Annotated in this window: 27 protein-coding genes and 1 pseudogene; 19 read left to right on the plus strand and 9 right to left on the minus strand. The window is 72.1% G+C overall.

Annotated elements, in window-relative coordinates:
- Positions 1-24: 24 nt before the first annotated feature.
- Complete coding sequence (locus AQJ27_RS09290; RefSeq protein ID WP_067364484.1) at positions 25-777, minus strand: lysozyme; 753 nt, start codon at positions 775-777, stop codon at positions 25-27.
- Positions 778-973: 196 nt separating this feature from the next.
- On the opposite strand from AQJ27_RS09290, the gene AQJ27_RS09295 reads away from it, so the two are divergent.
- From AQJ27_RS09295 to AQJ27_RS09305, 3 genes and pseudogenes are all read left to right on the plus strand, one after another.
- Entirely contained in the window at positions 974-1,690 is a 717-nt protein-coding gene (locus tag AQJ27_RS09295) for a class II aldolase/adducin family protein (protein WP_067364487.1), read from the plus strand.
- A 174-nt stretch (positions 1,691-1,864) separates the two neighbouring features.
- Entirely contained in the window at positions 1,865-2,989 is a 1,125-nt protein-coding gene (locus AQJ27_RS09300; protein WP_067364490.1) for an alpha/beta hydrolase family protein, read from the plus strand.
- 419 nt (positions 2,990-3,408) lie between these two features.
- A pseudogene (locus tag AQJ27_RS09305) lies at positions 3,409-4,661 on the plus strand (hypothetical protein).
- A 57-nt stretch (positions 4,662-4,718) separates the two neighbouring features.
- Here the strand turns inward: AQJ27_RS09305 and AQJ27_RS09310 are convergent.
- Positions 4,719-5,132, minus strand: a complete 414-nt coding sequence (locus AQJ27_RS09310) for a VOC family protein (RefSeq protein ID WP_067364865.1) — start codon at positions 5,130-5,132, stop codon at positions 4,719-4,721.
- A gap of 186 nt (positions 5,133-5,318) precedes the next feature.
- A complete protein-coding gene (ypfJ, locus tag AQJ27_RS09315; RefSeq protein WP_067364493.1) occupies positions 5,319-6,209 on the minus strand; it encodes a KPN_02809 family neutral zinc metallopeptidase in 891 nt (296 codons plus the stop codon).
- Positions 6,210-6,449: 240 nt separating this feature from the next.
- Between ypfJ and AQJ27_RS09320 the strand changes: the two genes are divergently transcribed.
- From AQJ27_RS09320 to AQJ27_RS09335, 4 genes are all read left to right on the plus strand, one after another.
- Positions 6,450-7,247: a PQQ-binding-like beta-propeller repeat protein gene (locus tag AQJ27_RS09320; RefSeq protein WP_201264282.1), complete on the plus strand. Its 798-nt coding sequence runs from the start codon at positions 6,450-6,452 to the stop codon at positions 7,245-7,247.
- 92 nt (positions 7,248-7,339) lie between these two features.
- Positions 7,340-8,938, plus strand: a complete 1,599-nt coding sequence (locus tag AQJ27_RS09325; protein WP_067364496.1) for an ABC-F family ATP-binding cassette domain-containing protein — start codon at positions 7,340-7,342, stop codon at positions 8,936-8,938.
- 411 nt (positions 8,939-9,349) lie between these two features.
- Positions 9,350-9,571, plus strand: coding sequence for a helix-turn-helix domain-containing protein (locus AQJ27_RS09330; RefSeq protein WP_006123601.1), 222 nt, complete (start codon positions 9,350-9,352; stop codon positions 9,569-9,571).
- Positions 9,572-9,717: 146 nt separating this feature from the next.
- On the plus strand, positions 9,718-10,521 hold the full coding sequence (locus AQJ27_RS09335) for an enoyl-CoA hydratase/isomerase family protein (RefSeq protein ID WP_067364499.1): 804 nt from the start codon (positions 9,718-9,720) through the stop codon (positions 10,519-10,521).
- Between the two features lie 65 nt (positions 10,522-10,586).
- On the opposite strand, the gene AQJ27_RS09340 is transcribed toward AQJ27_RS09335, so the two are convergent.
- Entirely contained in the window at positions 10,587-11,315 is a 729-nt protein-coding gene (locus tag AQJ27_RS09340) for a nucleopolyhedrovirus P10 family protein (protein WP_067364501.1), read from the minus strand.
- Positions 11,316-11,401: 86 nt separating this feature from the next.
- Here AQJ27_RS09340 and AQJ27_RS09345 point away from each other — a divergent pair, with 86 nt between their 5' ends.
- The 5 genes from AQJ27_RS09345 to amaP are packed head-to-tail and all read left to right on the plus strand — an operon-like array spanning position 11,402 to position 13,825.
- Positions 11,402-11,890 (plus strand): Asp23/Gls24 family envelope stress response protein, encoded by a 489-nt coding sequence (locus AQJ27_RS09345; RefSeq protein WP_067364504.1) that lies wholly within the window; start codon positions 11,402-11,404, stop codon positions 11,888-11,890.
- A gap of 60 nt (positions 11,891-11,950) precedes the next feature.
- Positions 11,951-12,136, plus strand: coding sequence for a hypothetical protein (locus AQJ27_RS09350; protein WP_054232254.1), 186 nt, complete (start codon positions 11,951-11,953; stop codon positions 12,134-12,136).
- A gap of 5 nt (positions 12,137-12,141) precedes the next feature.
- On the plus strand, positions 12,142-12,549 hold the full coding sequence (locus AQJ27_RS09355) for an Asp23/Gls24 family envelope stress response protein (protein ID WP_067364869.1): 408 nt from the start codon (positions 12,142-12,144) through the stop codon (positions 12,547-12,549).
- Positions 12,546-13,241 carry a DUF6286 domain-containing protein gene (locus tag AQJ27_RS09360; protein ID WP_067364507.1) on the plus strand — a complete coding sequence of 232 codons (696 nt, stop codon included), beginning with the start codon at positions 12,546-12,548 and terminating at the stop codon, positions 13,239-13,241. The genes AQJ27_RS09355 and AQJ27_RS09360 overlap by 4 nt, the downstream gene beginning before the upstream one ends.
- On the plus strand, positions 13,238-13,825 hold the full coding sequence (amaP, locus tag AQJ27_RS09365) for an alkaline shock response membrane anchor protein AmaP (protein ID WP_179858129.1): 588 nt from the start codon (positions 13,238-13,240) through the stop codon (positions 13,823-13,825). The genes AQJ27_RS09360 and amaP overlap by 4 nt, the downstream gene beginning before the upstream one ends.
- Positions 13,826-13,850: 25 nt before the next feature.
- Here amaP and AQJ27_RS09370 read toward each other — a convergent pair whose 3' ends face one another.
- From AQJ27_RS09370 to AQJ27_RS09390, 5 genes are all read right to left on the minus strand, one after another.
- Positions 13,851-14,606 carry an SDR family oxidoreductase gene (locus AQJ27_RS09370; protein WP_067364511.1) on the minus strand — a complete coding sequence of 252 codons (756 nt, stop codon included), beginning with the start codon at positions 14,604-14,606 and terminating at the stop codon, positions 13,851-13,853.
- A gap of 15 nt (positions 14,607-14,621) precedes the next feature.
- Complete coding sequence (locus AQJ27_RS09375; protein WP_067364514.1) at positions 14,622-16,427, minus strand: glycoside hydrolase family 15 protein; 1,806 nt, start codon at positions 16,425-16,427, stop codon at positions 14,622-14,624.
- 94 nt (positions 16,428-16,521) lie between these two features.
- Complete coding sequence (locus AQJ27_RS09380; RefSeq protein WP_067364517.1) at positions 16,522-17,313, minus strand: SURF1 family cytochrome oxidase biogenesis protein; 792 nt, start codon at positions 17,311-17,313, stop codon at positions 16,522-16,524.
- Between the two features lie 93 nt (positions 17,314-17,406).
- A complete protein-coding gene (locus AQJ27_RS09385; RefSeq protein ID WP_054232337.1) occupies positions 17,407-17,640 on the minus strand; it encodes a hypothetical protein in 234 nt (77 codons plus the stop codon).
- A gap of 112 nt (positions 17,641-17,752) precedes the next feature.
- Positions 17,753-18,772, minus strand: a complete 1,020-nt coding sequence (locus AQJ27_RS09390) for a DEDDh family exonuclease (protein ID WP_067364871.1) — start codon at positions 18,770-18,772, stop codon at positions 17,753-17,755.
- Between the two features lie 251 nt (positions 18,773-19,023).
- On the opposite strand from AQJ27_RS09390, the gene AQJ27_RS09395 reads away from it, so the two are divergent.
- From AQJ27_RS09395 to AQJ27_RS09425, 7 genes are all read left to right on the plus strand, one after another.
- The gene (locus AQJ27_RS09395) at positions 19,024-19,821 is read left to right on the plus strand and encodes an acetoacetate decarboxylase family protein (RefSeq protein WP_067364520.1); all 798 of its coding nucleotides are present in this window, start codon (positions 19,024-19,026) and stop codon (positions 19,819-19,821) included.
- Entirely contained in the window at positions 19,821-20,705 is an 885-nt protein-coding gene (locus AQJ27_RS09400; RefSeq protein WP_067364523.1) for an SDR family oxidoreductase, read from the plus strand. Before AQJ27_RS09395 ends, AQJ27_RS09400 begins: the two co-directional genes overlap by 1 nt.
- An 11-nt stretch (positions 20,706-20,716) precedes the next feature.
- Positions 20,717-22,000, plus strand: coding sequence for an amidohydrolase family protein (locus tag AQJ27_RS09405; protein ID WP_067364526.1), 1,284 nt, complete (start codon positions 20,717-20,719; stop codon positions 21,998-22,000).
- Positions 21,997-23,253, plus strand: a complete 1,257-nt coding sequence (locus tag AQJ27_RS09410) for an amidohydrolase family protein (RefSeq protein WP_425275193.1) — start codon at positions 21,997-21,999, stop codon at positions 23,251-23,253. Before AQJ27_RS09405 ends, AQJ27_RS09410 begins: the two co-directional genes overlap by 4 nt.
- Positions 23,254-23,277: 24 nt before the next feature.
- Positions 23,278-23,988, plus strand: coding sequence for a VIT1/CCC1 transporter family protein (locus tag AQJ27_RS09415; RefSeq protein ID WP_067364532.1), 711 nt, complete (start codon positions 23,278-23,280; stop codon positions 23,986-23,988).
- Positions 23,989-24,150: 162 nt separating this feature from the next.
- Complete coding sequence (locus AQJ27_RS09420) at positions 24,151-25,023, plus strand: sterol desaturase family protein (protein WP_067364535.1); 873 nt, start codon at positions 24,151-24,153, stop codon at positions 25,021-25,023.
- Entirely contained in the window at positions 25,020-25,715 is a 696-nt protein-coding gene (locus AQJ27_RS09425) for a lysoplasmalogenase (RefSeq protein WP_067364538.1), read from the plus strand. The genes AQJ27_RS09420 and AQJ27_RS09425 overlap by 4 nt, the downstream gene beginning before the upstream one ends.
- Positions 25,716-25,726 lie beyond the last annotated feature (11 nt).

Raw genomic sequence — 25,726 nt, forward strand, 5'->3', positions numbered from 1 at the left:
CCGCCGGGGGCTGTTCGAGGGCTTCTAGCCCGCGGCGAACTGCCTGAGCCGGGTCATGGATCCGTTGAAGAGATTCTGGTCACCCGGGAGCGTGCCGCTGTTGTCGTACTGCCAGAACGTCCACGTCGACCAGCCGGCCGGCAACGCGCCCGTGTCCGCCGAGCCGTAGCGGGCGAGCCAGAGGGCGTGGTTCGCGGCGAAGGCGCCGCTGCCGCCGGTGCAGGTGTTCCACCAGTGGGTGGTCGTGTAGATGACGGGACGGCGCCCGGTCTCCCGTTCGAGTTCGTCGCTGAACGCCTGGATCCAGCTCACGATCCTGGCCTTGCTCAGGCCGTAGCACTTGTGCTTCTTGTCGTACGGGTTGTACTCCATGTCGAGCGCGGGCGGCAGTGTCCAGCCGTCCGCGCGCCAGGCGCCGCCGTTGCGCACGAAGTACGCGGCCTGGGTGGCGCCGGACGACTTGTCCGGCACCGCGAAGTGATAGGCGCCACGGAGGATCCCCGCGTCGCGCGCTCCGTCGTACTGCCGGTCGAAGTACGGATTGCGATACGTGTGGGACTCGGTCGCCTTCACATAGACGAACCGGGCGCCCTTCGCTTTCGCGCTCTCCCAGTCGACGTTCTTCTGGTGCGAGGAGACGTCGTGGCCCTTGGGTTTGGCCGCCGCGGCGACCGGGGCCCCGGCGAGGACGGTCCCCGTGGCGGTGAGCGCCGCCACGGCGGCCGTCGCCGCGAGGACGCGGGCACGGCGAAGAAGTGGTTTGTGGTCACGAGCCATATTTCCCCCCGGAATGGCGACGTGCGTGACAAATCCCCCAGAGGCTATTGGAAGATCGTTGAAAGCCCGTCGATCGCCAGCCAATCACCCCGAGGGGGCGATATATACCGTTATGCGCCCTTACGGACGCTTGTCTTCCGCCCTAAAGTGCCCTCGCCGACAGTGGGTTGACGTCCCTGCCTGGCAGGATCGCCGCATGGCTGAGCAGCGGCGGGACGCGCGGGACGTGGGGGAGAGTGCGCCGGGCGCGCGCGAGCGGGAGGTGGCGGCCGCGTGGGACGAGCTCGTCGCGACGGCCCGCCGGACGGTGGCCGACGGACTGGTCGTCGGTACGTCGGGCAACGTCTCCGTCCGGGTCGGCGACATGGTCCTGGTCACACCGACCGGAGTGCCCTACGACGGGCTGCGGCCCGAAGACGCCGTCGGTGTGGACCTCGAGGGGCGGCAGGTCCTCGGTTCGCTCGCCGCGACGAGCGAACTGCCGATGCACCTCGCGATCCACCGCGCCACCGACGCGCGGGCCGTCGTCCACACCCACGCCGCGCACGCGACGGCCGTCTCGACCCTCGTCCCCGAACTCCCCCTGATCCACTACATGGCGGGCGCCCTCGGCGGACCGGTCCGAGTCGCCCCCTATGCGACCTACGGCACCCCGGAGTTGGCCGAGAACATGCTCCGGGCCCTCACCGACCGCACGGCCTGCCTCCTCCAGAACCACGGCACCATCGCCTACGGAGCCTCGCTGTCCCAGGCGTTCGACCGCACCGCCCAACTGGAGTGGATGTCCCGCGTCTGGCTCCTGGCGTCGTCCGTGCCCGGCCTGTCCCCGACGCTGCTCTCGCCGGAACAGGTGGGCGAGGCGGGGGAACGGCTGGGGCGCTACGGGCAGGGCGGCGGGGCCGGGCCCCGGTGATCCGGCGCGGCGTACCGAGCCGGCGGTGCGGTGTCCGAGCCGGCGGTGCGGGTTGTACCGACCTGGCGGTGCCGGTGCGCGCGCTGCGCCGGCGAACGAGCCGCGCACCCCGAGGCGGGAGTCCACCGCCCGCTCCGGCTGGCCGACCGGGGGCCGCGCCGGGAGACTGAACCCGTGCGTACTGTCAAAGCGACGGCCGCGGCCGTCTCCGTAGCCCTGGCCGCGGGCGCAGCCTCCGTGGCGGCGGGCCGGTTCGCCAGCGACGCCGCGCTGAAGGCGCCGCCCGGCAGGCCACTGCCCACCGAGCCCCGGCTCACCGTGCACTCCACGGCCGCGGGCCGGATCACGCTCACCCGCGACCTGGCCTCCCTGCGCCCGGGACGGTACGGCCTCACGGGCGACGGCTCCCACGCGGTCGTCGGTCCCGTCCTGGACGACGTGCACCACACCGCCGACACGGTCGTACGCCGCCTCGAACGCGTCACCCACGGCACCCTGGAGCCCGGTGACAAGGCATGGCTCACGCCGAACCTGCACATCGGCAACCCCAGCAGCGCCCTCGGCCTCGACCACGCCGAAGTGGACGTCCCCGGCGAGCTCGGCCCGCTGCCCGCCTGGTTCGTGCCCGGCACCCGCGACACCTGGGTGATCACGGTGCACGGGCTCGGCGCCACCCGCGAGCACCCCATGAACGTGATGGAGTTCCTGCACCGCAACCAGCTGCCCGTGCTCGACCTCGCCTACCGCGGCGACCTCGGCGCACCCCGCTCCCCCGACGGCCTCAGCCACCTCGGCGAGACCGAGTGGCGCGACCTGGACGCCGCCGTGCGCTACGCCGTGCGCTACGGCGCCGACCAGGTCGTCCTGTACGGCTGGTCCATCGGCGCCACCATGGCCCTGCGCACCGCCGCGCACTCCGCCCTGCGCGAGCGGATCTCCGGGCTGATCCTGGACTCGCCCGTCCTCGACTGGGGAGCCACACTGCGCGCCCTCGCCTCGGCCCGCCACACGCCCAGCGCCCTGCTGCCGCTCGCGGTCCGTGCCGCGCAGGGCCGCACCGGTCTGCACGGCGACCGCATCCAGGAGGCCGCCGACCCCGGCCAGCTCAAGGTCCCGACCCTGATCGTGCACGGCCCGGACGACACCATCGCCCCCTGGGGCCCCTCGCGCCGCCTCGCCGAGCGCCGCCCGGACCTGGTCACCCTGCACACGGTCCCGAACGCCTCCCACGGCGCCATGTGGAACGCCGCCCCCACCTACGAAGAGGCCCTACGCCGCTTCCTCACCCCTCTGATGTAGCCACCCCTCCCCACGACGCCTCCGCGCGCAGACCCCACAAAGACCGCTCCCGCCCGCACAGCCATTCCCCGCACGCCCCGGCGGAGCCACCCCGCGCACCCCCCCCGGCGGAGCAGCCCCCCAAGGCTTCCGGTTGGGCCCAGGTCAACTCGTGCACGGCTCCGCTCACACGTGTCGAGCCCCCTGGGAACCCTGTCCATTGGCCACCCCTGTCGCCTGCTGTGACATTCCGTTTGGGTTTTCGGACCGTCAACCGGAAGACTGCACCCGTGACGTCCCGTAACCCGCGCGACTCCAGGCTCCGACTCGTCCGCTCGCGCCCCCTGGCTTCCGCCCCCCGAGCGGTGACCCAGCGCAGCTCGCGCCGACCCGCACCCCGGCCCCCCGAGGGCACCCCGCCCCCCGCGGAACTGGCCCGCATGGCCCGCACCGGCCTCGCCGCCGCAGCCCGTGTCGCCCGCTGGGCCGACGCCTCGCTCGGCCCGGGGAGCGACGGCGCGACCCCCGACGGCAAGGGCACCCTCGCCGACGCGACCGCCGAACGCGCCGCCGAGGAGTTGGGCCTGACCTCGGCTCAGGTCCGCGCGGACTGGGACACCGCACGCCTCGCCGGCCTCGTCGAGGTGCACGGTGGCATCGCCCGCCCCGGCTGGCGACTGCGCGCCTGGAACCGCGACGACAGCGCCGTCCTGCGCGGCTGGGTCGCCCTCTTCGACGCCTGGTCGCTCGCCCACCCCGAGCCGGCCGACCGCGAGGCGTCCGCCGTGGCCGAGGTCGTCTCCGCGATGCCCCAGGTGCTCTCCTTCCTCCAGCTCTCCGCCGGGCCCGTCCCCATGGAGCAGCTACTGGACCTGCTCGAACAGCGCGTCACCGAACTGCGCACCGAGCGCTGCGAGATCCCCTACGGCCCCCAGCCGGAGCCCGTCCCGGAGGCCGCCGAGATCGCGGACGCCCCCTCGAGCCCCTCCTCGACTGGGCCCTGCACGCGCTCGCCTCCGTCGGCGCGCTCACCTGCGCCGACGGGCAGGCCACGCTCACCCCGCTCGGCAGCTGGGCGGTCTGGGTCAAGCTCGAGCAGATCTGCGTCGCCGCGCAGAGCCCCGCCGGGAACATCGAGCAGCCCGCCTCGGACATGCTCCGCGGCTGCGCCCAGCTGCGCCCGAACGCGGCCCGCGCCGAGTACCGCGCCTGGCTCGCCGCCCGCCCCGTCGGCAGCGCCGTCACCGAACTCCTCGAAGCCGCCCGCGGCGAGGACGCCCTCACCCGCGGCCTCGCCTTCGAGGCGCTGCGCGTGGTCGGCGCCCCCGCCGAGCCCGACGTACGCGCCGTGGCCGACGAGTCCTGGCTGCGCCCCTACGCCCTGCTGTGGCTCGCCGAGCACGACGGCCACGACCCGGAGGACGCCCACGAGGTCCTCACCCGCGAAGAGTCCACCTGGCTCTGGGTCGACACCGCCGCCGCCGTCGCCGACCACGGTGAGGCGCCGCTTCTCGTGCGCCATCTGGAGTCCGCGGTGCAGCCCACCGTGCCCGCGCTCCTCGACGAGGTGCGCGCCGTCGGCCATCCCCGCACCGTCCAGGTCCTGGTCGCGCTCGCCGCCGCCCACCCGGACCCGGCCCTCGCCAAGGCCGTACGCCGCGCCGCCTTCCAGGTCCACACCGGAGGCAGTTAGGCCCTGTCCTCGGGATCAGCCCCGCACCCCCGCACCCCCGCACCCCGAGCCTCCGGGTCAGCCCCGTATCTCCGGGGCGTACGTGCCGAAGCTCCAGATGTTGCCCTCGGCGTCCCGGGCCAGGTAGTCCCGCGAGCCGTAGTCCTGGTCGGTCGGCGGCATGAGGATCTCCGCGCCGTGGTCCACGGCGCGCTGGTGGTGTGCGTCGACGTCGTCCACGACCACGTACACCCCCGCGGGGCCCGCGTCCTTCATCGCGCCGTCGAAGACGCCACCGCGGCCCTTGGAGCCGAGCATCACCGCGCCGTTGCCCTGGACCAACTCGGCGTGCATCACCGTGCCGTCCTCACTCTCGTACACCGAGGCCTCCGAGAAGCCGAAGGCCTCCGTCAGTTGCCTGATAGCCGCCTTCGCGTCCGCGTACAGCAGCGTCGGGTAGATGCTCGGGCGCCCGCCGTCCGTACCTGCCATGCCGATCACTCCCACCGGAACTCGTCCTGCTGGGCCGGAATGTCACCCGCTGCCCAGTCTTGCACCGGCCACTGACAACGCCCCGAGAGCCGAAGCCGCCCGCAACGCGCCGCGTCCGCGGGCTTCTCTTCGGCCCGTGCGCGCTCTCGCCACCATGCCCGCGCTCTCGCCCCCACGTCCGCGCTCTCAGCGGAAGGTGTTGCACTGCGCCATGTCGCCGGTGCGATAGCCCTGGTAGAACCACTGTTGCCGCTGCGCGGACGAGCCGTGCGTCCACGTCTCCGGGGTCACCCGGCCCTGGAACTCCCGCTGGATCCGGTCGTCGCCGACGGCGGCCGCCGCGTCCAGCCCGTCCCGGATGTCGGCCGGAGTGAGGTTCTTGATCAACGGCCTGCCCGTCGACGGGTCCTTCGTCGTCGTCGCGTGGTGCGCCCACACCCCGGCGTAGCAGTCCGCCTGCAGCTCCACCTTCACCGAGTTGCTGTTCGCGCCCGTGACACCGCTCTGGGCCCTGCCCAGCGTCCCCATCAGGTCCTGCACATGGTGCCCGTACTCGTGCGCCACCACGTACGCCTGCGCGAACGGCCCGCCGCTGGAGCCGAACTTGGTCCGCAGGTCGTCGAAGAAGCCCAGGTCCAGATAGACCTTGCGGTCACCGGGACAGTAGAAGGGCCCGACCGCCGAGGTCGCGGTGCCGCACGCGGTGTTCACCCGCCCGCTGAAGAAGACGGTCGGCGAGCGCGTGTACGTACCGCCTCGTCGTGCGAACTCCTGCGCCCAGAAGTCCTGCACGCTGTTGACCACCGCCACCATCCGGCAGTCCTCCCTGGCGTTCGCGTCCCGCCCCGTCCGGCAGGTCTGCTTGATCTGGTCGAGCGAGGAAGTGGTCACCGCGGGCTGGTCGTTGCCGGAGGACAGCCCGAGCTGATCGGGCCCGACGCCGAAGAGCAGCCCGAGGATCAGGGCGATCAGACCCGCGATGCCACCCCCGACGGTCGCCCTGCCACCAGGGATCCGGCTGCCGCGCGCATCCTGCACGTCGGAGGTGTCCAGGTCGGCGTCGTCGTCGAACTGCATGGGCACACCACCCTCTGCGTACGGCTTCGCACCTCGGCGTACGTCGCTCCGTGGCGCCATCCTCGTACGCCCTCATGGGTCCGGCGCCGGGCGGAGGGCCGAACGGGCGACACGCCCCGGCCGCCCGCCGTGTCCGACGGGCGTTCCCACCGCCCGCGCCTACGCTCTGCGCCTGATCCGTGCGCCTGGACGGCCGGACAGGTCCTGGGAGCGGCGAGTGGTGCCGATGGGGGCGAGGTGATGGCTGTGCCGGTCGAGGCGGCGGAGGCGAAACAGTCCGCCCCGGCGGCCACGGACCCCCCGGCCCCCCGGCTCCGTTCCCCCGCCGCCCGCCGCCGCGCCGCCCGCGCCCTGCTCCCCGTCGCCGTCGCCCTGCTGCTCACCGCGGCCCACGAAGCGCGTCCCGAGCCCTACGGAGACCGCCTCACCGCCCACACACGCGTGGCGCACGGGCACGGGACACGACAGCCCCCGCTGCGCGCCACGAAGGCAGCCGTCGAGGCCTACGACGGGACGACCGGCCACCCCCGCTGGACGTACGCGCGCGAGGGCCGCCGTCCGGTGGCCGTGCTCCCCGCGCGCGGGCACGCGATCGCGCTGTGGGACGACGGACTGGTCACCGACACCGCGCGCGGCGACGGCAGCGCCGTGCGCTGGCACCGGGCCCTTCCCGGGGCCGCCGGGTGGCTCGCGGACCACGGGGCGAGTGGGGTGCTGCGGCCCCTGGGCACCCGCATGCTCGCCGTCATCACCCCGCGGCGCGTCGCCGCCTACCGCATCGCCGACGGCGACCTGCGCTGGACCCTGCCCGCCCGGTACGGCTGCTCCTTCGCCCCCGAACGTGCGCTGCGTCACGGTGAGGCGCTCCTGATCGCGCAGCCCTGCGCCACCGGCGACAGCTGGACCACCGAGCTCGTCGCCGTCGACGACCTGGGCAGAATCACCCCGCACCGCACGCCGCTGGGCAACGCGTGGCGGGGCGAGCGTCACAGTGCCGAACGCGCTCACCCAGGGAAAGTGGTTGCACGGCCCCGTTAGACTGGGGCCCATGGCCATTCTCCTCGCGCATTAGACGGCGGGAACGTCCTCAGCCGTCCACCCCGCCAACGACCCTGCCCTGGAGTCTGTCCGTGATCTCCGCCTCCGGTATCGAGCTGCGCGCCGGCGCCCGCATCCTCATCGAGTCCGCCACCTTCCGCATCACCAAGGGCGACCGCATCGGCCTGGTCGGCCGTAACGGCGCGGGCAAGACGACCCTGACGAAGGTCCTGGCCGGTGAGGGCATCCCGGCCTCCGGCACCGTCGCCCGCTCCGGCGAGGTCGGCTATCTGCCCCAGGACCCCCGCACCGGTGACCTCGACGTCCTCGCCACCGACCGCATCCTCTCCGCGCGCGGCCTGGACACCCTGATCCGCAAGATGCGGGAGAACGAACAGCGCATCGCCAACGGCTCGGGCGCCACCCGCGAGAAGGCCATGCGGCAGTACGAGCGCCAGGAGACCGAGTTCCTCACCAAGGGCGGGTACTCCGCCGAGGCCGAGGCCGCCACCATCGCCGCCGCGCTCAACCTGCCCGACCGCGTGCTCGGCCAGCCCCTGCACACGCTCTCCGGCGGTCAGCGCCGCCGTGTCGAGCTGGCCCGCATCCTGTTCTCGGACGCCGACACGCTCCTGCTCGACGAGCCGACCAACCACCTCGACGCCGACTCGATCGTCTGGCTGCGCGACTACCTGAAGACCTACCGCGGCGGCTTCATCGTGATCTCCCACGACGTCGACCTCGTCGAGACGGTCGTCAACAAGGTCTTCTACCTGGACGCCAACCGCGCCCAGATCGATGTCTACAACATGGGCTGGAAGCTCTACCAGCAGCAGCGCGAGGCCGACGAGAAGCGCCGCAAGCGCGAGCGGCAGAACGCCGAGAAGAAGGCCGCCGCGCTGAACTCGCAGGCGGACAAGATGCGCGCCAAGGCCACCAAGACGGTGGCCGCGCAGAACATGGCCAAGCGCGCCGACAAGCTGCTGGCCGGCCTCGAGGCGGTCCGCGTCTCCGACAAGGTCGCCAAGCTGCGCTTCCCGGAGCCCGCGCCCTGCGGCAAGACCCCGCTGATGGCCGAGGGCCTGTCGAAGTCGTACGGCTCGCTGGAGATCTTCACCGACGTCGACCTGGCCATCGACAAGGGCTCGCGCGTGGTCATCCTGGGCCTCAACGGCGCCGGCAAGACGACCCTGCTGAAGCTGCTCGGCGGCGCCGAGCAGCCCGACACCGGCGAGGTCATAGAGGGCCACGGCCTCAAGCTCGGGTACTACGCGCAGGAGCACGAGACCCTCGACCCCGAGCGCACGGTCCTGGAGAACATGCGCTCCGCCGCCCCCGACCTGGATCTGGTCGAGGTCCGCAAGACGCTCGGCTCGTTCCTGTTCTCCGGCGACGACGTCGACAAGCCGGCCGGTGTTCTCTCCGGCGGCGAGAAGACCCGGCTCGCGCTCGCGACCCTCGTGGTCTCCTCGGCGAACGTCCTCCTCCTCGACGAGCCGACGAACAACCTGGACCCGGCCAGCCGCGAGGAGATCCTCGGCGCGCTGCGCACCTACAAGGGCGCCGTCGTCCTCGTCACCCACGACGAGGGCGCCGTCGAGGCGCTCCAGCCCGAGCGGATCATTCTGCTGCCGGACGGCGTCGAGGACCTGTGGGGCTCCGACTACGCGGACCTCGTCGCCCTCGCCTGAGCCCTCGCCCGAGTCCTCGCCCGAGCCCTCGTACGGCCTCCCGGACCGCCCCGGGGCTGCCGTCAGCACGACGTGATCGAATGACTGATCCACTGCGTATGGATCATTCGGCCGATCCGTGATCCATCATCTGTGTGAGATCTCCTCGTACCGAGGTGTGTCCTACATTCATTTCGCGGCCGAGTCCTTTGTTCCCAAGGGCTCGGCCGTCTTGCGCCGCTGACCTGGCACTTCACGGAAGAACCCGTTCGGTCGTACGGACAGAGCAGTGCGGACCCTGTGATTCCACTTGTGAGGACGGGCTCCTGTCGTCAAAACCGTGTCTTACGGACCTTGCCGAATGGGTGGCCATGAAGCCCTCGAGGGGTGATCATGAGAAGTCCAGAGCGCACTTCCCATGAGGAGGCACGGGTGGCCGAGACTCTGAAGAAGGGCAGCCGGGTAACCGGCGCCGCGCGCGACAAGCTCGCGGCAGACCTGAAGAAGAAGTACGACTCCGGTGCGAGCATTCGAGCGCTGGCCGAAGAAACCGGCCGTTCGTATGGCTTCGTGCACCGGATGCTCAGCGAATCGGGCGTCACGCTGCGAGGGCGTGGCGGAGCGACGCGGGGCAAGAAGGCCGCCTCGGCCTGAGGCCGGGCGTCCCCATCGGCTTCGGTGGTGGCCACCCGGTCGGTCGGGTGATCGACCGGGTGGTTACTGTGCAGTCACTTAGGTGTGTTCCTTGTGTCCTTCACGAGGTACGCGTCTGATCCGACCGCACCCATCGGAGGCAGCCCATGGCTTCGCTCGACAACGATCTTGACCCCGTACTCGACAAGGACGGCGTACGGCTCACCGTCGACGACGCGATCGCCACGGTGACGCTGACCAATCCGGCCAAGCGCAACGCCCAAAGTCCTGCTCTGTGGCGGGCGTTGACGGAGGCCGGGCGGTCGCTGCCGGGCACTGTCCGTGTGGTCGTGCTGCGTGCCGAGGGGCAGTCGTTCTCGGCCGGGCTCGACCGGCAGGCGTTCACGCCCGAGGGGTTCGACGGCGAGCCGTCGTTCATCGACCTCGCGCGCGGCGCCGACGCCGAGCTCGACGCGACCATCGCCGAGTACCAGGAGGCGTTCACCTGGTGGCGGCGCAGCGACGTCGTGTCCATCGCCGCCGTGCAGGGGCACGCCATCGGTGCGGGTTTCCAGCTGGCGCTCGCCTGTGACCTGCGCGTCGTCGCGGACGACGTGCAGTTCGCCATGCGCGAGACCAGCCTCGGGCTCGTTCCCGACCTGACGGGAACGCATCCGCTGGTGAGCCTGGTCGGATACGCCCGTGCGCTGGAGATCTGCGCCACGGGTCGCTTCGTGTCGGCCGAGGAGGCCGAGCGCACGGGGCTCGCCAATCTCGCGGTGCCTGTCGACCAGCTCGAGAACGCCGTGCGGGACCTCGCCGGTGCGGTGTTGGCCGCGCCTCGGGACGCGGTCGTCGAGACCAAGGCGTTGCTGCGGGGGGCGCAGGAGCGGACGTACGAGGAGCAGCGGGTCGCCGAGCGCGCGGCTCAGGCCCGGCGGCTGCGGGACCTTGCCGGCTTGGGAGAGTGAGGCCGTCTTTCGGCTGCGGGGCGGTGGGGGCTGGTCGCGCGGTTCCCGCGCCCCTGGGGCGCGCTCTACTCGACGGCCGTCACCAGTGCCGCCACTGACGGGGCGTCCGGCAGGGCGTCCGCGACCGCTGCTCTGACGGCTCTTGCCACGTCCACCGTTCGCTCCGTTGCCGCGACCGCCAGTTCGACCCGGACGTGGCGGCGGGCGAGGGCGGGATCCTTGCCGGGGACGTTCTCGATGTGCACCGGACGGCCCAGGACGTCCGTCAGGTGGATCACCCCCGGCACGGACAGGGCGGCGGTGGCCGCCCGGGCCTCGTCGGGGGTCGTCGGTACGGCGGCCGGAGGCGGGGCGGCGTGGCGTACGGCGGTCGGCGGCGCGGAGACGTCCCCCAGCTCCGTCACCAACAGGTCGACCTCCGTGACCGTCAGGCCGAGGGGTTCGGCCGCCTCGGCCAGGCTCACGCGCAGGCGGCCCGCGGTCGCGGGAAGCGGCTCGACGCCGGGGGCCGTCGGATCCACCCCGGCCGTGAACTCCGCGACGATACGCAGGGGGCCGGGCGGCAGCGCGCTGGGCGGCGGCGGTACGACGGGCTCGTGGACCAGGTCCGGGTCCGCGAGGGCGATCCGGAGCGTGCCGAGGCGGACGCCGGGCACGTCGGCCGCCGCGCGCCGCAGGAACGCGGCGGCCGCCTCCTCGGCGATCCAGGCGCCGTCGCGCGGATGCCCGAGCGGGAGCAGGCGCCCGAGCCCGAGCTGCCGCCGTACCGCCTGCGTCCATCGATCCGCGGTCATTGCTCCAGCCTGCCGCATCCCTGGCGCGCGAGCCCGCAAGCGCACCTACTGTGGGCAAGGAGGACGACCGAAAGGGACGTACGGCGATGACCGACATGACGGAGCAGAACCGGACGGACAGCCCCGGGAGCGAGAGGGAAGCCCCCCAGAGCCGCAAGCCCGGGGTCACCAAGCGCGGCGGCGGTGATCCCGCGACCCGGGGCCGGACCACGATCGCCGACGGTGTGGTGGAGAAGATCGCCGGGCTCGCCGCCCGGGACGTGCTCGGTGTCCATGCGATGGGCAGTGGGCTGAGCCGGACCTTCGGGGCCGTGCGCGACCGAGTGCCAGGGGGGTCGAAATCCGTCTCGCGTGGTGTCAAGGCCGAGGTCGGGGAGCTCCAGACCGCGCTCGACCTGGAGATCGTCGTCGAGTACGGCGTGTCGATCGCGGACGTCGCGCACGCCGTGCGCGAGAACGTCATCGCGGCCGTGGAGCGCATGACGGGACTCGAGGTGGTCGAGGTCAACATCGCGGTGAGTGATGTGAAGCTTCCCGAGGAAGAAGACGAGGAGCCGGAGGCGCGGCTCCAGTGACCGGGCCGGCCGCGCAACGGCCCACGACACCGTGGTCGTCGAACCGTTGAGGAGCGCACCATGAGCTTGGCCGTGATCGGCATGATCGCCGGAATGGCGCTGGGCTTCGCCGGGTATTTCGGGGGCTTCGGGGCCTTTCTGCTCGTGGCCGCCCTGGGTGCCGTCGGGTTCGTCGTCGGACGGTTCCTCGAAGGGGACCTGGATCTCGGTGACTTCTTCCGTCCCCGCGACGACCGGCGGCGGTGACGCCCGTGACCGGCCCGCTCGGCGACACCCGACGGCCTCTGACGGTCGTCGAGGCGGCCGAGCGCGGCGCGACCCGGATCGCCGACCGGGTCGTGGCGAAGATCGCCGCGCAGGCCGCCCGCGAGGCCCTGGACCCGCTGCCCCCGGACGCCGTACCCCCGCACGCGACGGTCGTCGTGCTTCCCCAAGCTCTCGGCTCCGCTCGAGCGGGGGAGACCCCGAGCGCCCGCGTCCGCGTCCATCTCGAACTCGGCTACCCCTGCGACATCGGTGCCCGCTGCAACGCGGTGCGTCGTCATGTCGCCGAGCGGGTACACGCGTTGACGGGGATGGAAGTCCCGGAGGTGACGGTCCACATCGAGCGGCTGCACCTGGTACCGGCGACCGCCGCGGCACAGGGGAGGACGCGATGAGCGAGCCCCAGGGCTCCGAGAACACCACCCGACGCATGCCCGTCCTGGAGAAGACCGACGCGGGCCCACCCGCCGAGGACGAACTCGGCCAGTCCGCCTCCGCGGCTGACTACGACCCGCCGCCCGCCGTCGACGACGACGCGAACGGCGGGCAGGGTCGGTTCTGGTCGGCGCGCCGCGTCCCCGCGGGGATCGTCGCGCTGCTGGTCCTCGCGGGTGCGGGCGTCCTGTTGTACGACGTCGCGGCCGTACGTGCCCACCGGCCCGCCTCGCACTGGCGCAGGTTCCTCGCCCGGCAGCTCGCCGAGCGGCCCCTCGACGACACCTGGGTGCTCGTCGGCGCCGGCCTCGCCGCCGCCCTCGGACTGTGGCTGATCGTCCTCGCGGTGACGCCGGGGCTGCGCGACGTCCTGCCGATGCGGCGCACCCATCGCGACGTACGGGCCGGGCTGCACCGGGGCGCCGCCGCGACGGCGCTGCGCGACCGGGCCATGGAGGTCTCCGGGGTGCGGTCGGTCCGGGTACGGATGGGGCGCAGGAAGGTCGACGTGCGGGCGGTCTCGCACTTCCGCGCACTCGACGACGTACGGGCGGACCTGGACGCCACGCTCGCCGACGGCATCCGGGGACTCGGGCTCGTCCGGTCGCCCGCCCTGTCGGTGCATGTCGCGCGTCCGGGCCGGAAGGGGTGAGGGCGGTGCTCAGGATCGTCAACCGTGTCCTGCTGGGAATCGTCGGGCTCGCGCTGCTGGTCCTCGGCGGCTCCGTGCTCGCCGTCGGACTGGGTGTGCGGCCGCCCTCCTGGTGGATCCACGACGGGCGTCACGACGTGCTGCTGAGCGCCGCCGAACGGACCCGGTGGCGGGACCAGGGCTGGTGGTGGCCGACCGTCATCGCCGTTCTCGCGGTCGTCGTCCTGCTCAGCCTGTGGTGGCTGTCGGCCGTACTGCGGCGCCGCCGGCTCGCGGAGGTGCTCGTCGACACCGGCGACGGTGAAGGGGCGCTGCTGCGCGGGCGGGCCCTGGAGGGCGTACTGGCCGCCGAGGCGGGACGGTTGGACGGTGTCGAACGGGCCGAGGTCCAGCTGACCGGGCGGCGCGGCGCTCCCGGGACCCGGGTCCAGCTCCTGCTGGAACCGCATGTCGATCCCGGGCAGGCGCTGCACCTGCTGACGACGGAGGCCCTGGCGCACGCCCGGGACTCCGCGGGCCTCGCCGCGCTCCCCGCGGAGGTACGCCTCCGTGGGGTCAAGCACCGGGCCGAAAGAGTGAGTTAGTCCCCTGGGCGGCGCCGGAGCGGGCTCAGAACCCGCTCCGCATGCCGCCGTCCACCGGCACCATGATGCCTGTCAGGTACGACGCGGCGGGCGAGAGCAGGAACGCCGCCGTGCGGCCGAACTCCTCCGGGGCGCCGTAGCGGCGCAGCGGAATCCGCGCCTCGTTGGCCGCGCGGGTGGCCTCCGGGTCGGCGGAGAGACCGTCGAGCTCGCGCAGGCGGTCCGTGTCGATGCGGGCCGGGAGCAGCCCCACGACACGGATGCCGCGCGGGCCCAGTTCGTCGGCGAGGGACTTGGCGAAGCCCGCGAGACCGGGGCGCAGGCCGTTGGAGATGGTCAGGCCCGGGATCGGCTCGTACACCGAGCCGGAGAGCACGAAGCCGATGACGCCGCCGTCGCCGAGCTCCGCGGCGGCCGCGCGGGCCAGCCGCACCGCGCCCAGGAAGACGGACTCGAAGGCGGCCGTCCACTGCTCGTCCGTGTTGTCCGCGACGAACCCGGGCGGCGGGCCGCCGACGCTGATCAGGATGCCGTCGAAACGGCCGAAGTGCTCGCGGGCCGCCGCGATCAGCCGGTCCGGGGTCCCCGGGTCGGCGTTGTCGGCGGCCACCCCGACCGCGTTCGGGCCCAGCGCGGACGCCGCGTCGGCGGCGGTCTTCTCGTCGCGGCCCGTGACGATCGCCTTCGCGCCGTCGGCGGTGAGCTCGCGCGCGGTGGCGTTGCCCAGGCCACGGGTGGCTCCCGTGACGACGTACACACGGTCCTTCAGTCCAAGATCCATGGCCCCCATCCTCCCCTATCCGGTCGTCTCGGCTCCTCCCGGATGCGCTTCACCGAACAGGTTGAAGGCCGTTCCCACCAGGCCGAGGTGGCTGAACGCCTGGGGGAAGTTGCCGAGCTGGCGGCGCGCGACGGGGTCGTACTCCTCGGACAGCAGCCCCACGTCGTTGGCCAGGCCGATCAGCCGTTCGAACAGCTCGCGGGCCTCCTTCGTGCGGCCCGTCATGTGCAGCGCGTCCGCGAGCCAGAACGAGCAGACGAGGAAGGTGCCCTCGCCGCCCGGCAGCCCGTCGACGTCGACGCCCTCGTCGCTGTAGCGGCGCAGCAGGAAGCCGTCGCGTGCGAGCTCGGCGCGTACCGCGTCGATGGTGCCGACGACCCTGGGATCGTCGGGCGGCAGGAATCCGACGCGGGGGATGAGCAGCAGTGAGGCGTCCAGCTCGCGTGACCCGTAGGACTGCGTGAAGGTGTTGCGTTCGCTGTCGAAGCCGTACTTGCACACCTCCTTGTGCACCTCTTCGCGCATCGTGCGCCAGCCCTCCAGGTCGCCGACGAGCTCCGGTTCGCTCTCCAGCGCCCGGACGGCGCGGTCGGCCGCCACCCACGCCATCACCTTCGAGTACACGAAGTGCCGGCGTGGGCCGCGCACCTCCCAGATTCCCTCGTCCGGCTGCCGCCAGGCGGTCCGCAGGAACTCCATCAGGGCGCACTGCAGGCGCCACATGTGTGGCTTGGACGGCAGGCCCGAGCGCCGGGCCAGCGAGAGCGAGTCGATGACCTCGCCGTACACGTCCAGTTGGAGCTGCTTCACGGCCTCGTTGCCGATCCGGACCGGGTACGAGCCGCCGAAGCCGGGCAGCCACGGCAGCTCGAACTCGGGCAGCCGGCGCTCGCCGGAGAGGCCGTACATGATCTGCAGGTCCGCGGGGTCGCCCGCGACCGCGCGCAGCAGCCAGTCGCGCCAGGCCTCGGCCTCCTCGTGGTACCCGGCCGACAGGAGCGCGCCCAGGGTGAGGGTCGAGTCGCGCAGCCAGCAGTAGCGGTAGTCCCAGTTGCGGACGCCGCCGAGTTCCTCCGGGAGCGAGGTGGTGGGGGCGGCGACGATGCCGCCGGTCGGGGCGAAGGTGAGGGCCTTGAGGGTGATCAGGGAGCGCACGACGGCGTCTCGGTGCGGACCGTCGTAACGGCAGCGCGCCGCCCACGCCTGCCAGTCCTCGACGCTGGAGCCCAGTGCCTCGTACGGGTCGACGAGCGGCGGGCGCGACTGGTGCGAGGGATGCCAGGTCAGGACGAAGGCGACCTTCTCGCCGGACTCCACGGTGAACTCCGAGTGCGTACGGAAGTCCTTGCCCCAGGTGCGTACCGCGGGTTCGCTGCGCAGCCACACCGAGTCCGGGCCCGCGACCGCCACCCGCTGGCCGTCCGCCTTGCGCACCCACGGCACGACGGAGCCGTAGTCGAAGCGCAGTTGCAGGGTGCTGTGCACCGTCACCCGGCCGCTGAGCCCTTCGACGACGCGGATGAGATCGGGGGCGTGCTCGCGCTGTGGCATGAAGTCGGTCACGCGGACCGCGCCCTCGTCCGTCTCCCATTCGGAGTCCAGGACCAGCGTGTCCTGCCGGTACGCCCGCCGGGTGCAGGGGCCCGCCCCCGTGGGTGAGATCCGCCAGCGACCGTGGTTCTCGTCGCCGAGAATCGCGGCGAAGCAGGCGGCCGAGTCGAACCGTGGCAGACAGAGCCAGTCGACGGACCCGTCCCGTCCCACCAGCGCGGCGGTCTGTTCGTCCCCGATGAGCGCGTAGTCCTCGATACGTGGGTGCACGTGGGGCGAGTTCCCGGCGAAGGCCGGGGCCAATCGGGTCGGGGGCCGACCGGGTGACACCGGCCGGGGAAATACGGGCGCGGCGGGCCAGGGGTCAGGCGGCCACCGTGGCCGCTTCCGGCGCGGTCGCGGAGGCGGCGGCCTCGGCCCGGTCGCGGCGCTCCCGGCGGACCAGGATCAGCCAGCCCACGGGCACGCCCGCGGAGAAGAGCCACCACTGGATCGCGTACGCCATGTGCGGACCGATGTCGTTGTGCTCGGGGTCGGGGATCAGTTCGGGGGAGTCACCCCTGGGCGCGGGCGCCGTCTGCTCGATGTACCCGCCGAGGACCTGCTTGCCGAGGCTCTTGGCCTGCTGCTCGCTGTTGATCAGCATGACCTGGCGGTCGGGCAGGCCCTGGATGTTCTTGATGCCGCTGTCGCCGGTCGTCTCATCGGGCATCAGCCGTCCGGTGACGGTGATCTCGCCCTGCGCGGGCGCCGGGATCTTCGGGAACGCGGTCTGTGAGCCGTTCGAGTCGATCCAGCCCCGGTTGACGAGGAGCACCCGGCCGTCGTCCAGGTCGAGGGGGGTCAGGACGTGGTAGCCGACCTCGCCGTCGGCGTTGGTGCGGCGCCGCACGACGACCTCGTGCGCGGTGTCGAAGGTGCCCTTCGCGGTCACCCGGCGGTACAGGTCCGCGTGCTTGACGTGCTGCCCCGGCGCGGTGACCGACTCGGCGGGCACCGGCGTGGCCGTCAGCGACTGCGAGATCACCTTGTTCAGCGCGACCTTGTGCTCATGACGGTGCAGCTGCCAGAAGCCCAGCTTGATCATCGTGGGGATGAGCAGGAGGGCCACGAGGGTGAGAATCACCCACTGCCGGGACAACAGGAAGCGGTACACCCCACGACCGTACAACTCGGTCGTGGGGCGTATTCAGGGGGGTGTGCGTCGCCACGCGGGGAACGTGTGCTCTGGGACCGTCCCGCTCGGCTCTCAGACCTTGTCGATGATGCCCACCTTGCCCTCCGCGCGGGCGCAGTGCGCGCCGCAGAACCAGTGGCCCTCGACCTCGACGCCCTGGCCGATGATCTGCACGCGACAGTGCTCGCAGATGGGGGCCATCCGGTGGATCGCGCAGGAGAAACAGTCGAAGACGTGCACCGCGCCCTGCGCGTGCACCTCGAAGGTCATGCCGTAGTCGTTGCCGCACACTTCGCATCTCGCCATGCGCCACAGGGTGAGGTGCCGACGCGGCGCGGGCGAGCGGGCGCCGGGCGAGTCGCCCGGCAATCACCCGTACGTCCGTCAGCGACCCCGGCCTCTCTTCAGCCCTCCGGGGTCACTTCTCCGAGGCCGGCGCCACGTCACGCAGCAGCTGGCCGAACGCCGCCTCGTCGATCACCGGTGTCCCGAACTGTTTGGCCTTGACCACCTTGGACGTACTGGAGTCCGGATCGTTGGTGACGAGCAGGCTGGTCAGCCGGGACAGACTCGTCGCGACATGCAGGCCGGCCTCGACGGCACGGTCCTCCAGCAGCTCGCGGTCGACGGACGTGTCCCCGGAGAACGCGACCCGCATACCCTGCTTGAGTGGTTTGTCCGCTTCGTAGCGACCCGGGTTGGGATAGGGGCATGCGGGGCGTTTGCGTGAGGGCCGCCAACTCCCGGACGGGTAGCCACCGGACGAGTAGCCGCCGGACGACTGACCACTCGGACCGGACTGCCGTCCGATCCGCGGTGCCGCGGGGCTCTCGGACCATTCCTTGAGCGGCCGGCACTCCAGGAGCGGCAGCCGGATGCCGTCCCGCGCGGCGGCCCGCAGGCTCGGCCGGAACGCCTCGGCCAGTACGCGCGCGTCGTCCAGCGCGTGGTGCGCCCGCTGCTGTACGACACCGAAGTGCGCGGCCAGCGACTCCAGCTTGTGGTTGGGCAGCGGCAGGCCCAGTTCCTTGGAGAGCGCGATGGTACACAGCCGCTGACGCACCGGCGCCTCACGCTCCGCGCGCGCGTACTCCCGCGCGATCATTGACCAGTCGAAGACCGCGTTGTGCGCCACGAGCACCCGGTCGGCGAGCCGGTCGGAGAACTCCTCGGCGATGTCCTGGAAGAGCGGGGCGCCTTCGAGCGCCTCGGTCGTCAGACCGTGGATCCAGACCGGGCCCGGGTCCCGCTCCGGGTTGACCATCGTGTACCAGTGGTCCTCGACCTCGCCGCGCGCGTCCAGCCGGTAGACGGCGGCCGAGATTATCCGGTCGTCGCGGGCAAGGCCGGTGGTCTCCACGTCGACGACCGCGTACCCCTGCGGATACGCGGCCGGCCAGGGGGCTGGTGACGCTGCGGTCGTCAGGTCTTCGAGCATGGTCATTGAGGATACGGGCCCTGACTGACAGTCCGGCCCCCACCTTCCCGGAACCGACGGACGGTCCGGCCCCCGGAGTTGACGCGGTCAGTGGGGGACAGGGGTGCCTTTTGTGGCGCGGGTCACCGGTTGGTCCGCCCCGGCGCGCGGTCCCGGGCGCATGGCTGACGCATGGCTATGGACCTTTCGACGGTGTCCTGCAAGCGTGCTCCGCGCCCCAGCAGGTAGCGCCTACGAAGGGCGGTACGGACATGGCACGAGTGAGGTACGGCGCACGGACCGAGGCGGAGATCGCCGCCGCGCGCACCGCGAGCGCCAAGCTCCCCGACATCTGGTCCACCGGTGTGGTGGCCGTCTGGGAGAGTGATCCGGACGCGGTCGCGGCGGTCCTGCCACCCCCGCTCAAACCCACCGGGCGCCCCCTGGTCCGGGTGAACATCAGCAAGGTGGACCTGCCGGGCTATCCGCTCGGCGCGGGCTCGTTCGCCGTCGCCGCGGCGCACGACGGCGTCGAGGGCTGGTACCCGCTGGTCATGCCGATGACCCACGAGCGGGCGCTCATCGGCGGCCGTGAGGTCTTCGGTGAGCCCAAGAAGCTCGGCGAGGTCACCGTGGAACGCGACGGCCTCGTCGTACGGGCCGCACTCGCCCGGCACGGCATCGCCTTCGTCGAGGTGCGCGGCGCGGTGAGCGGTGACCTGCCGCTGCCCGAGCCCGCCCGGAAGACCGACTTCTACTTCAAGTTCCTTCCCGCGGTGGACGGTTCGGGCTTCGACGCCCACCCCGTGCTCGTGCACTGCGTACGCAACGAGAGGGTGCGCAGGCTGGAGCGCGTCACCGGGGACGTCGTGCTGCGCGAGTCGATGTACGACCCGGTCGCCGACCTCCCCGTACGCGAACTGGTCGAGATCACCCTCGGTGAGAAGACCACCGACCAGACGGGCCGGGTGGCCGAACGCGTCAGCGCCCAGGCCCTGTTGCCGTACATCCATCAGCGCTACGACGATCCGCGGCAGATCCTCGACGGGCCGCCGGAAGGGAGCGCCTGATGGATCTCCGGGCGGGGCAGGTCGCCGTCGTCACCGGCGCGGCGAGCGGTATCGGGCTCGCGATGGCGCGCCGGTTCGCGGCGGACGGTCTGAAGGTGGTCCTCGCGGACGTCGAGGAGGGCGCCCTGGAGAAGGCCGCCGCCACGCTGCGGGAGGACGGGGCGCAGGTGCACGCGCGCGTGGTGGACGTCTCGGAGCGCGAACAGCTCGACGCGCTGGCCGCCGAGACGTACGAGAAGTACGGCGCCGTGCATGTCCTGTGCAACAACGCGGGGGTCGGCTCCGGCGCCGAGGGCCGCATGTGGGAGCACGATCCGAACGACTGGAAGTGGGCCTTCGCCGTCAACGTCTGGGGTGTCTTCCACGGCATCCAGGCCTTCGTGCCGCGGATGATCGCCGCGGGAGAGCCGGGCCACGTCGTCAACACCTCGTCCGGCGACGGCGGGATCGCCCCGCTGCCGACCGCCTCCGTGTACGCCGTCACCAAGGCGGCCGTCGTGACGATGACCGAGTCCCTGTACGCGCATCTCAAGGCGGAGCACGCGCGTGTGGGGGCGTCGGTGCTCTTCCCCGGGCCTCACATGCTCCGCACCGGCCTGTGGGAGTCGCACCGCAACCGGCCCGAGCGCTACGCGAAACAGCGCCCCAGGAAGACCCCCTACCGCAGCCTCGACCAGTGGGAGGCCGCGATGAAGGAGGCGGGGCAGGAGGTGCGGTTCACGCCGGTGGAGGAGGTCGCCGACCTGGTGGCGGACGGCATCCGGGAGGGCCGGTTCTGGCTGCTGCCCGCGAGCGAGCACAGCGACCGGCAGATCCGGGCGAGGTCGCAGTCGATGCTCGACCGGGCCGACCCGTCGTACCTAGAGCACTTCATCCTGGACTGAGGAGGCGGGCGATGACCGACCGGGACCCCTATCTGATCATCTCCTCCGACTGCCACGCCGGGCTCCCCACCGAGGAGTACCGGCCCTACCTGGACTCCCGGTTCCACCGGGACTTCGACGAGTTCCTCGCGGGCCAGGGCCGGCGCCGCGAGGAGATGAACCGGCTCGGCATCCGCAACGAGGCGTTCGCGGACCGCTGGTTCCAGGACAACGAGGAGGGCCTGCGCGGTGGTTGGGACACCGCGCAGCGCCTCAAGGAGCTGGACGGCGACGGCGTGGCGGGGGAGGTGGTCTTCCCGGACGCCGACGCCGTGGACAGCCGCACGGCGGCCCCCTTCGGCGTGGGCCTCGGCCTCTCCGGCGACCACGACCCACAGCTCGGCATGGCGGGCGCGCAGGCTCACAACCGCTGGCTGGCGGAGTTCGTCGGGGAGAACCCCGAACGGCACTGCGGGGTGGCCCTGTTGCCGATCACGGCGGCCCCCGACGCGGTCGTCGCCGAGGTGTACCGCGCCAAGGAGTCGGGACTCGGCGCCCTGATGATCCCCGCCATGTGGGTCGACAAGGAGCCCTACCACGACCGCCGTTACGACCCCGTGTGGGCGGCCGCCGCCGAGTGCGGGATGCCGGTGGTCACGCACTCCGGCGCCGCGCCGCGCCACGAGTACGGCGACCACCTGGGGATCTACGTCTCCGAAGTCACCTGGTGGCCCGCGCGCCCCCTGTGGTTCCTGCTCTGGTCGGGCGTCTTCGAACGCCACCCGGGGCTGAGGTTCGGGGTGGCGGAGTCGGGCTGCTGGTGGCTGCCGAACCTCCTCTGGTTCATGGACCGCCTCTACCTGGGCGCGCACGGCGGCAAGAAGCTGTCGCCCTTCGCCGAGCTGAAGCGGCCCCCGCACGAGTACCTCGACCGGCAGCTCTTCATCTGCGCGACGAACACCAAGCGCCGCGAACTCGCCCAGCGCTACGAGATCGGCGTCGACAACATCCTCTGGGGCAGCGACTTCCCGCACCCCGAGGGGACCTGGCCCGACACCCGCGCGTGGCTGCGGCGCACCTTCCACGACATCCCGGTCGCGGAGACCCGCCGCATGCTCGGCCTCGCGGCCGCCGAGGTCTTCGGCTTCGACGTCGAGCGGCTGACCCCGCTCGCCCGGCGCATCGGCCCGACCCCGGCCGACCTCGGCCAGAGCGAGGACCAGAGGGCCGTGGAGGCGTCCTGGGCACGCTCGCGCGAGGTGGGCCGCCACTGGCTGACCGACCACGACTTCCCGGTCCTGGGGGCGACGCCGTGAGCGCCCCCACGAACGGCCCCGTGACCGACCGCTACACCGTGATCTCCGCGGACTGCCACGCCGGAGCGGACCTCCTGGACTACCGGCCCTACCTGGCGAAGGAACACCACGAGGCGTTCGACGCGTGGGCGGCCACGTACGTCAATCCGTACGAGGACCTGCTCGCCGACACCGCCGACAGGAACTGGAACTCCGCACGGCGCCTGGCGGAGCTGGAGGAGGACGGCATCGTCGCGGAGGTGGTGTTCCCCAACACCATCCCGCCCTTCTTCCCGTCGGCCGCCCTGATGGCGCCTGCCCCCACCGCCGAGGAGTTCGAACGGCGCTGGGCGGGCCTGCGCGCCCACAACCGCTGGCTCGCGGACTTCTGCGCGGCCGCTCCGGGCCGCCGCGCGGGTGTCTTCCAGATCCTCCTGAACGACGTGGCGGAGGCGGTGAAGGAGATCAGGTGGGCCTCCCGGGCGGGCCTCAGGGGCGGCCTGCTGCTCCCCGGCACCCCACCGGGCTCGGGACTGCCCGAGCTGTACTCGTCGACGTACGACCCGATCTGGGCGGTCTGCGAGGAGCTGGGTGTCCCCGTGAACCACCACGCGGGCTCGGCGTCCCCGCCACTGGGCGAGGAACCGGCGGCCCGCGCGGTCTTCATGGTCGAGACGACCTGGTTCTCCCACCGCGCGCTCTGGCACCTCATCTTCGGCGGCGCCTTCCGCCGCCACCCGGGCCTGAAGCTGGTGCTGACCGAGCAGGGCTCGGGCTGGATCCCCGGGGTGCTCGACATGCTGGACTACTACCACGGGAGGCTGTCGGCGGCGGCGAAGAGGTCGAAGAGGTCGACGGCGGAGTCGAAGTTCGGCGCGGGACTCGCCGAGTCGATGGGCAAGGGCCCCTCGGACGTCTGGCGGGACAACTGCTTCGTCGGCGCGAGCTTCATGCGCCCGCACGAGGTGCCGCTGCGGGCGCGGATCGGCGTCGACAAGATCATGTGGGGCAGCGACTACCCGCACGACGAGGGCACCTACCCCTACTCCCGGGAGGGCCTGCGCTGCGCGTACGCGGGCGTGCCGCGCGAGGAGGTCGCCGCGATGGTCGGCGGGAACGCCGCCCGGGTGTACGGCTTCGACCTCGACGCCCTGGACGCCCTCGCGGCGAAGGCGGGACCGACCGTGGCGGAACTGGCCGAACCGCTGACGCGACCCCCGGCGGACGCGACGAGCCCGGTGTTCGCGCGGGGAGCGTCAGTACGGGTCTGGTGACGCGCCGGGTGGCATCCTCCCCGTGTGACCGTACCCATGCACGACGAGGCCCACGAAGGCACCCTCGGCTCCCGCCTGAACTGGCTGCGGGCCGCGGTGCTGGGCGCCAACGACGGCATCGTCTCCACGGCGGGCCTCGTCGTCGGCGTGGCCGGCGCCACGGACGACCGCTCCGCGCTGCTCACGGCGGGCCTCGCGGGGCTGCTGGCCGGGTCCATGTCGATGGCGGCGGGCGAGTACGTCTCGGTCTCCACCCAACTGGACTCCGAGAAGGCCGCCCTGGCGCTGGAGCGACGCGAACTGCGCGAACAGCCGGATGCCGAACTCGAGGAGCTGACCGAACTCCTGGAGCAGCGCGGCCTGACCCGCGAGGTGGCCCGCGAGGCGGCCGAGCAGCTCACGGAACGCGACGCCCTGAAGGCCCACGCGCGTGTGGAACTCGGCATCGACCCCGACGACCTCACCAACCCCTGGCACGCGGCCTGGGCGAGCTTCCTCTCCTTCACCGTGGGCGCCCTCCTCCCCCTCCTCGCCATCGTCCTGCCACCGGCGGCCTGGCGCCTGGGCGTCACCGTGCTCTCGGTACTGGCCGCCCTGGTCCTCACCGGCTGGCTGAGCGCCCGCCTGGGCTCCGCGAACCCGGGCCGCGCGGTACTGCGGAACGTGGGCGGGGGTGCGCTGGCGATGGGGGTCACCTATGCGGCGGGGGTGCTGTTGGGGGCGGCCGGGGCGTGACGAGCGCCGAGCGGACATCTGCCGGGCGGACATCTGACGGGCATCGGTCCGGACCTGTCGGCGCTCTTGGCGGAGATCACCAATAAGCAAGCGCGTACCCTCGGTAATACTTGTGGGTAACAACGTCTAGCCGCGGCCGAGCCGCGGTTCTACGGTGCATCCATGCCGAACCTGCCCGATGTCGTGCTGTGGTCGATACCCGCCTTTGTGCTGCTCACCGTGATCGAGGTGGTGAGCGTCAGGATCCATCCGGACGACGATGCCGCGGGGTACGAGGCGAAGGACGCCGCGACGAGCGTCGGCATGGGGCTCGGGAGTCTCGTCTTCGACTTCCTGTGGAAGATCCCGATCGTCGCGATCTACACGGCGATCTACGAACTGACGCCGCTGCGGGTGGCCGTCCTGTGGTGGACCGTTCCGCTGATGCTGCTGGGGCAGGACTTCTTCTACTACTGGTCGCACCGCGGGCACCACGTCATCCGCGTCCTGTGGGCCTGCCACGTGGTCCACCACTCCAGCCGGAAGTTCAACCTCACCACCGCGCTGCGCCAGCCCTGGACGACCTGGACGGTCTGGCCCTTCTACGTGCCGCTGATCGCTCTCGGTGTGCACCCCGCCGCGCTGGCTTTCTGCTCGTCGGCGAACCTCGTCTACCAGTTCTGGATCCACACGGAGCGGATAGACAAGATGCCCCGTTGGTTCGAGTTCGTGCTCAACACGCCCTCCCACCACCGGGTCCACCACGCCTCCCAGGGAGGCTATCTGGACCGCAACTTCGGCGGGATCCTCATCGTCTGGGACCGGCTCTTCGGGTCCTTCGTCGCCGAGACCGAGCGGCCCGTCTACGGGCTCACCAAGAACATCGCCACGTACAACCCCCTGCGCGTCGCCACCCACGAGTACGCCGCCATCGCCAGGGACCTGAAGGCGGCGACCGGTTGGCGCGAGCGCGCGGGGCGCGTCTTTGGCGGCCCCGGCTGGCAGCCGACGCCGAAGTCCGCGGGGCGCGAGCCGGTCACGGAGCCCGCCGCGTGAGCCCACGGCACGCGCGCGTGCTGCTCGTCTCCTTCGGCGTGGCCGCCGCCGTGGACCTCGTCTCCCTGGCCGTCGGGTTCACCCCGGGGCATCTGGTCGCCAAGCCGCTTCTGATGCCCCTGCTCGCCGCCCACGCGGTCGTACGCCGCGGACCGCGGCTCCTGGTGGCCGCCCTGCTCTGCGGCTGGGGCGGCGACGTACTGCTGCTGTCCGACGCCGACCCGGCCTTCCTCGTGGGAATGGCCTCCTTCGCGGCCGGTCACGTCTGCTATCTCCTGCTCTTCAGAAGGCCGGATGCGCCCCATCGCCCTCCACACGTGCGTGGGCCCTCGGCCTGGCTCGGTGGCGCGTACGTCCTCGCCCTCGTCGTCACCGTCACCCTCCTGTGGCCCGATCTTCCCGCCGGCCTCCGTGTCCCCGTCGCGGGCTACAGCCTGCTGCTGACCGCGATGGCGGCCGCGAGCACCCGGTTCGGACCCGTCGCGGGCGCGGGCGGGGCGCTCTTCCTGCTGTCCGACACCCTCATCGCCACCGGCGTCGCCGACTGGCCGCAGCTCCCGAGGCCGGACTTCTGGATCATGCTGACCTATGCCGCCGCCCAGTTCCTGCTGGTCAGCGGAGTGCAGGGCACCCTCGGCGCGCATACCGCGGCGAGGGCGGCGTACGGTGAGATGCGCTCAACCACCCCCTGAGCGCATCTCAC

Source organism: Streptomyces olivochromogenes (genome assembly GCF_001514115.1).
GTDB lineage: Bacteria > Actinomycetota > Actinomycetes > Streptomycetales > Streptomycetaceae > Streptomyces > Streptomyces olivochromogenes.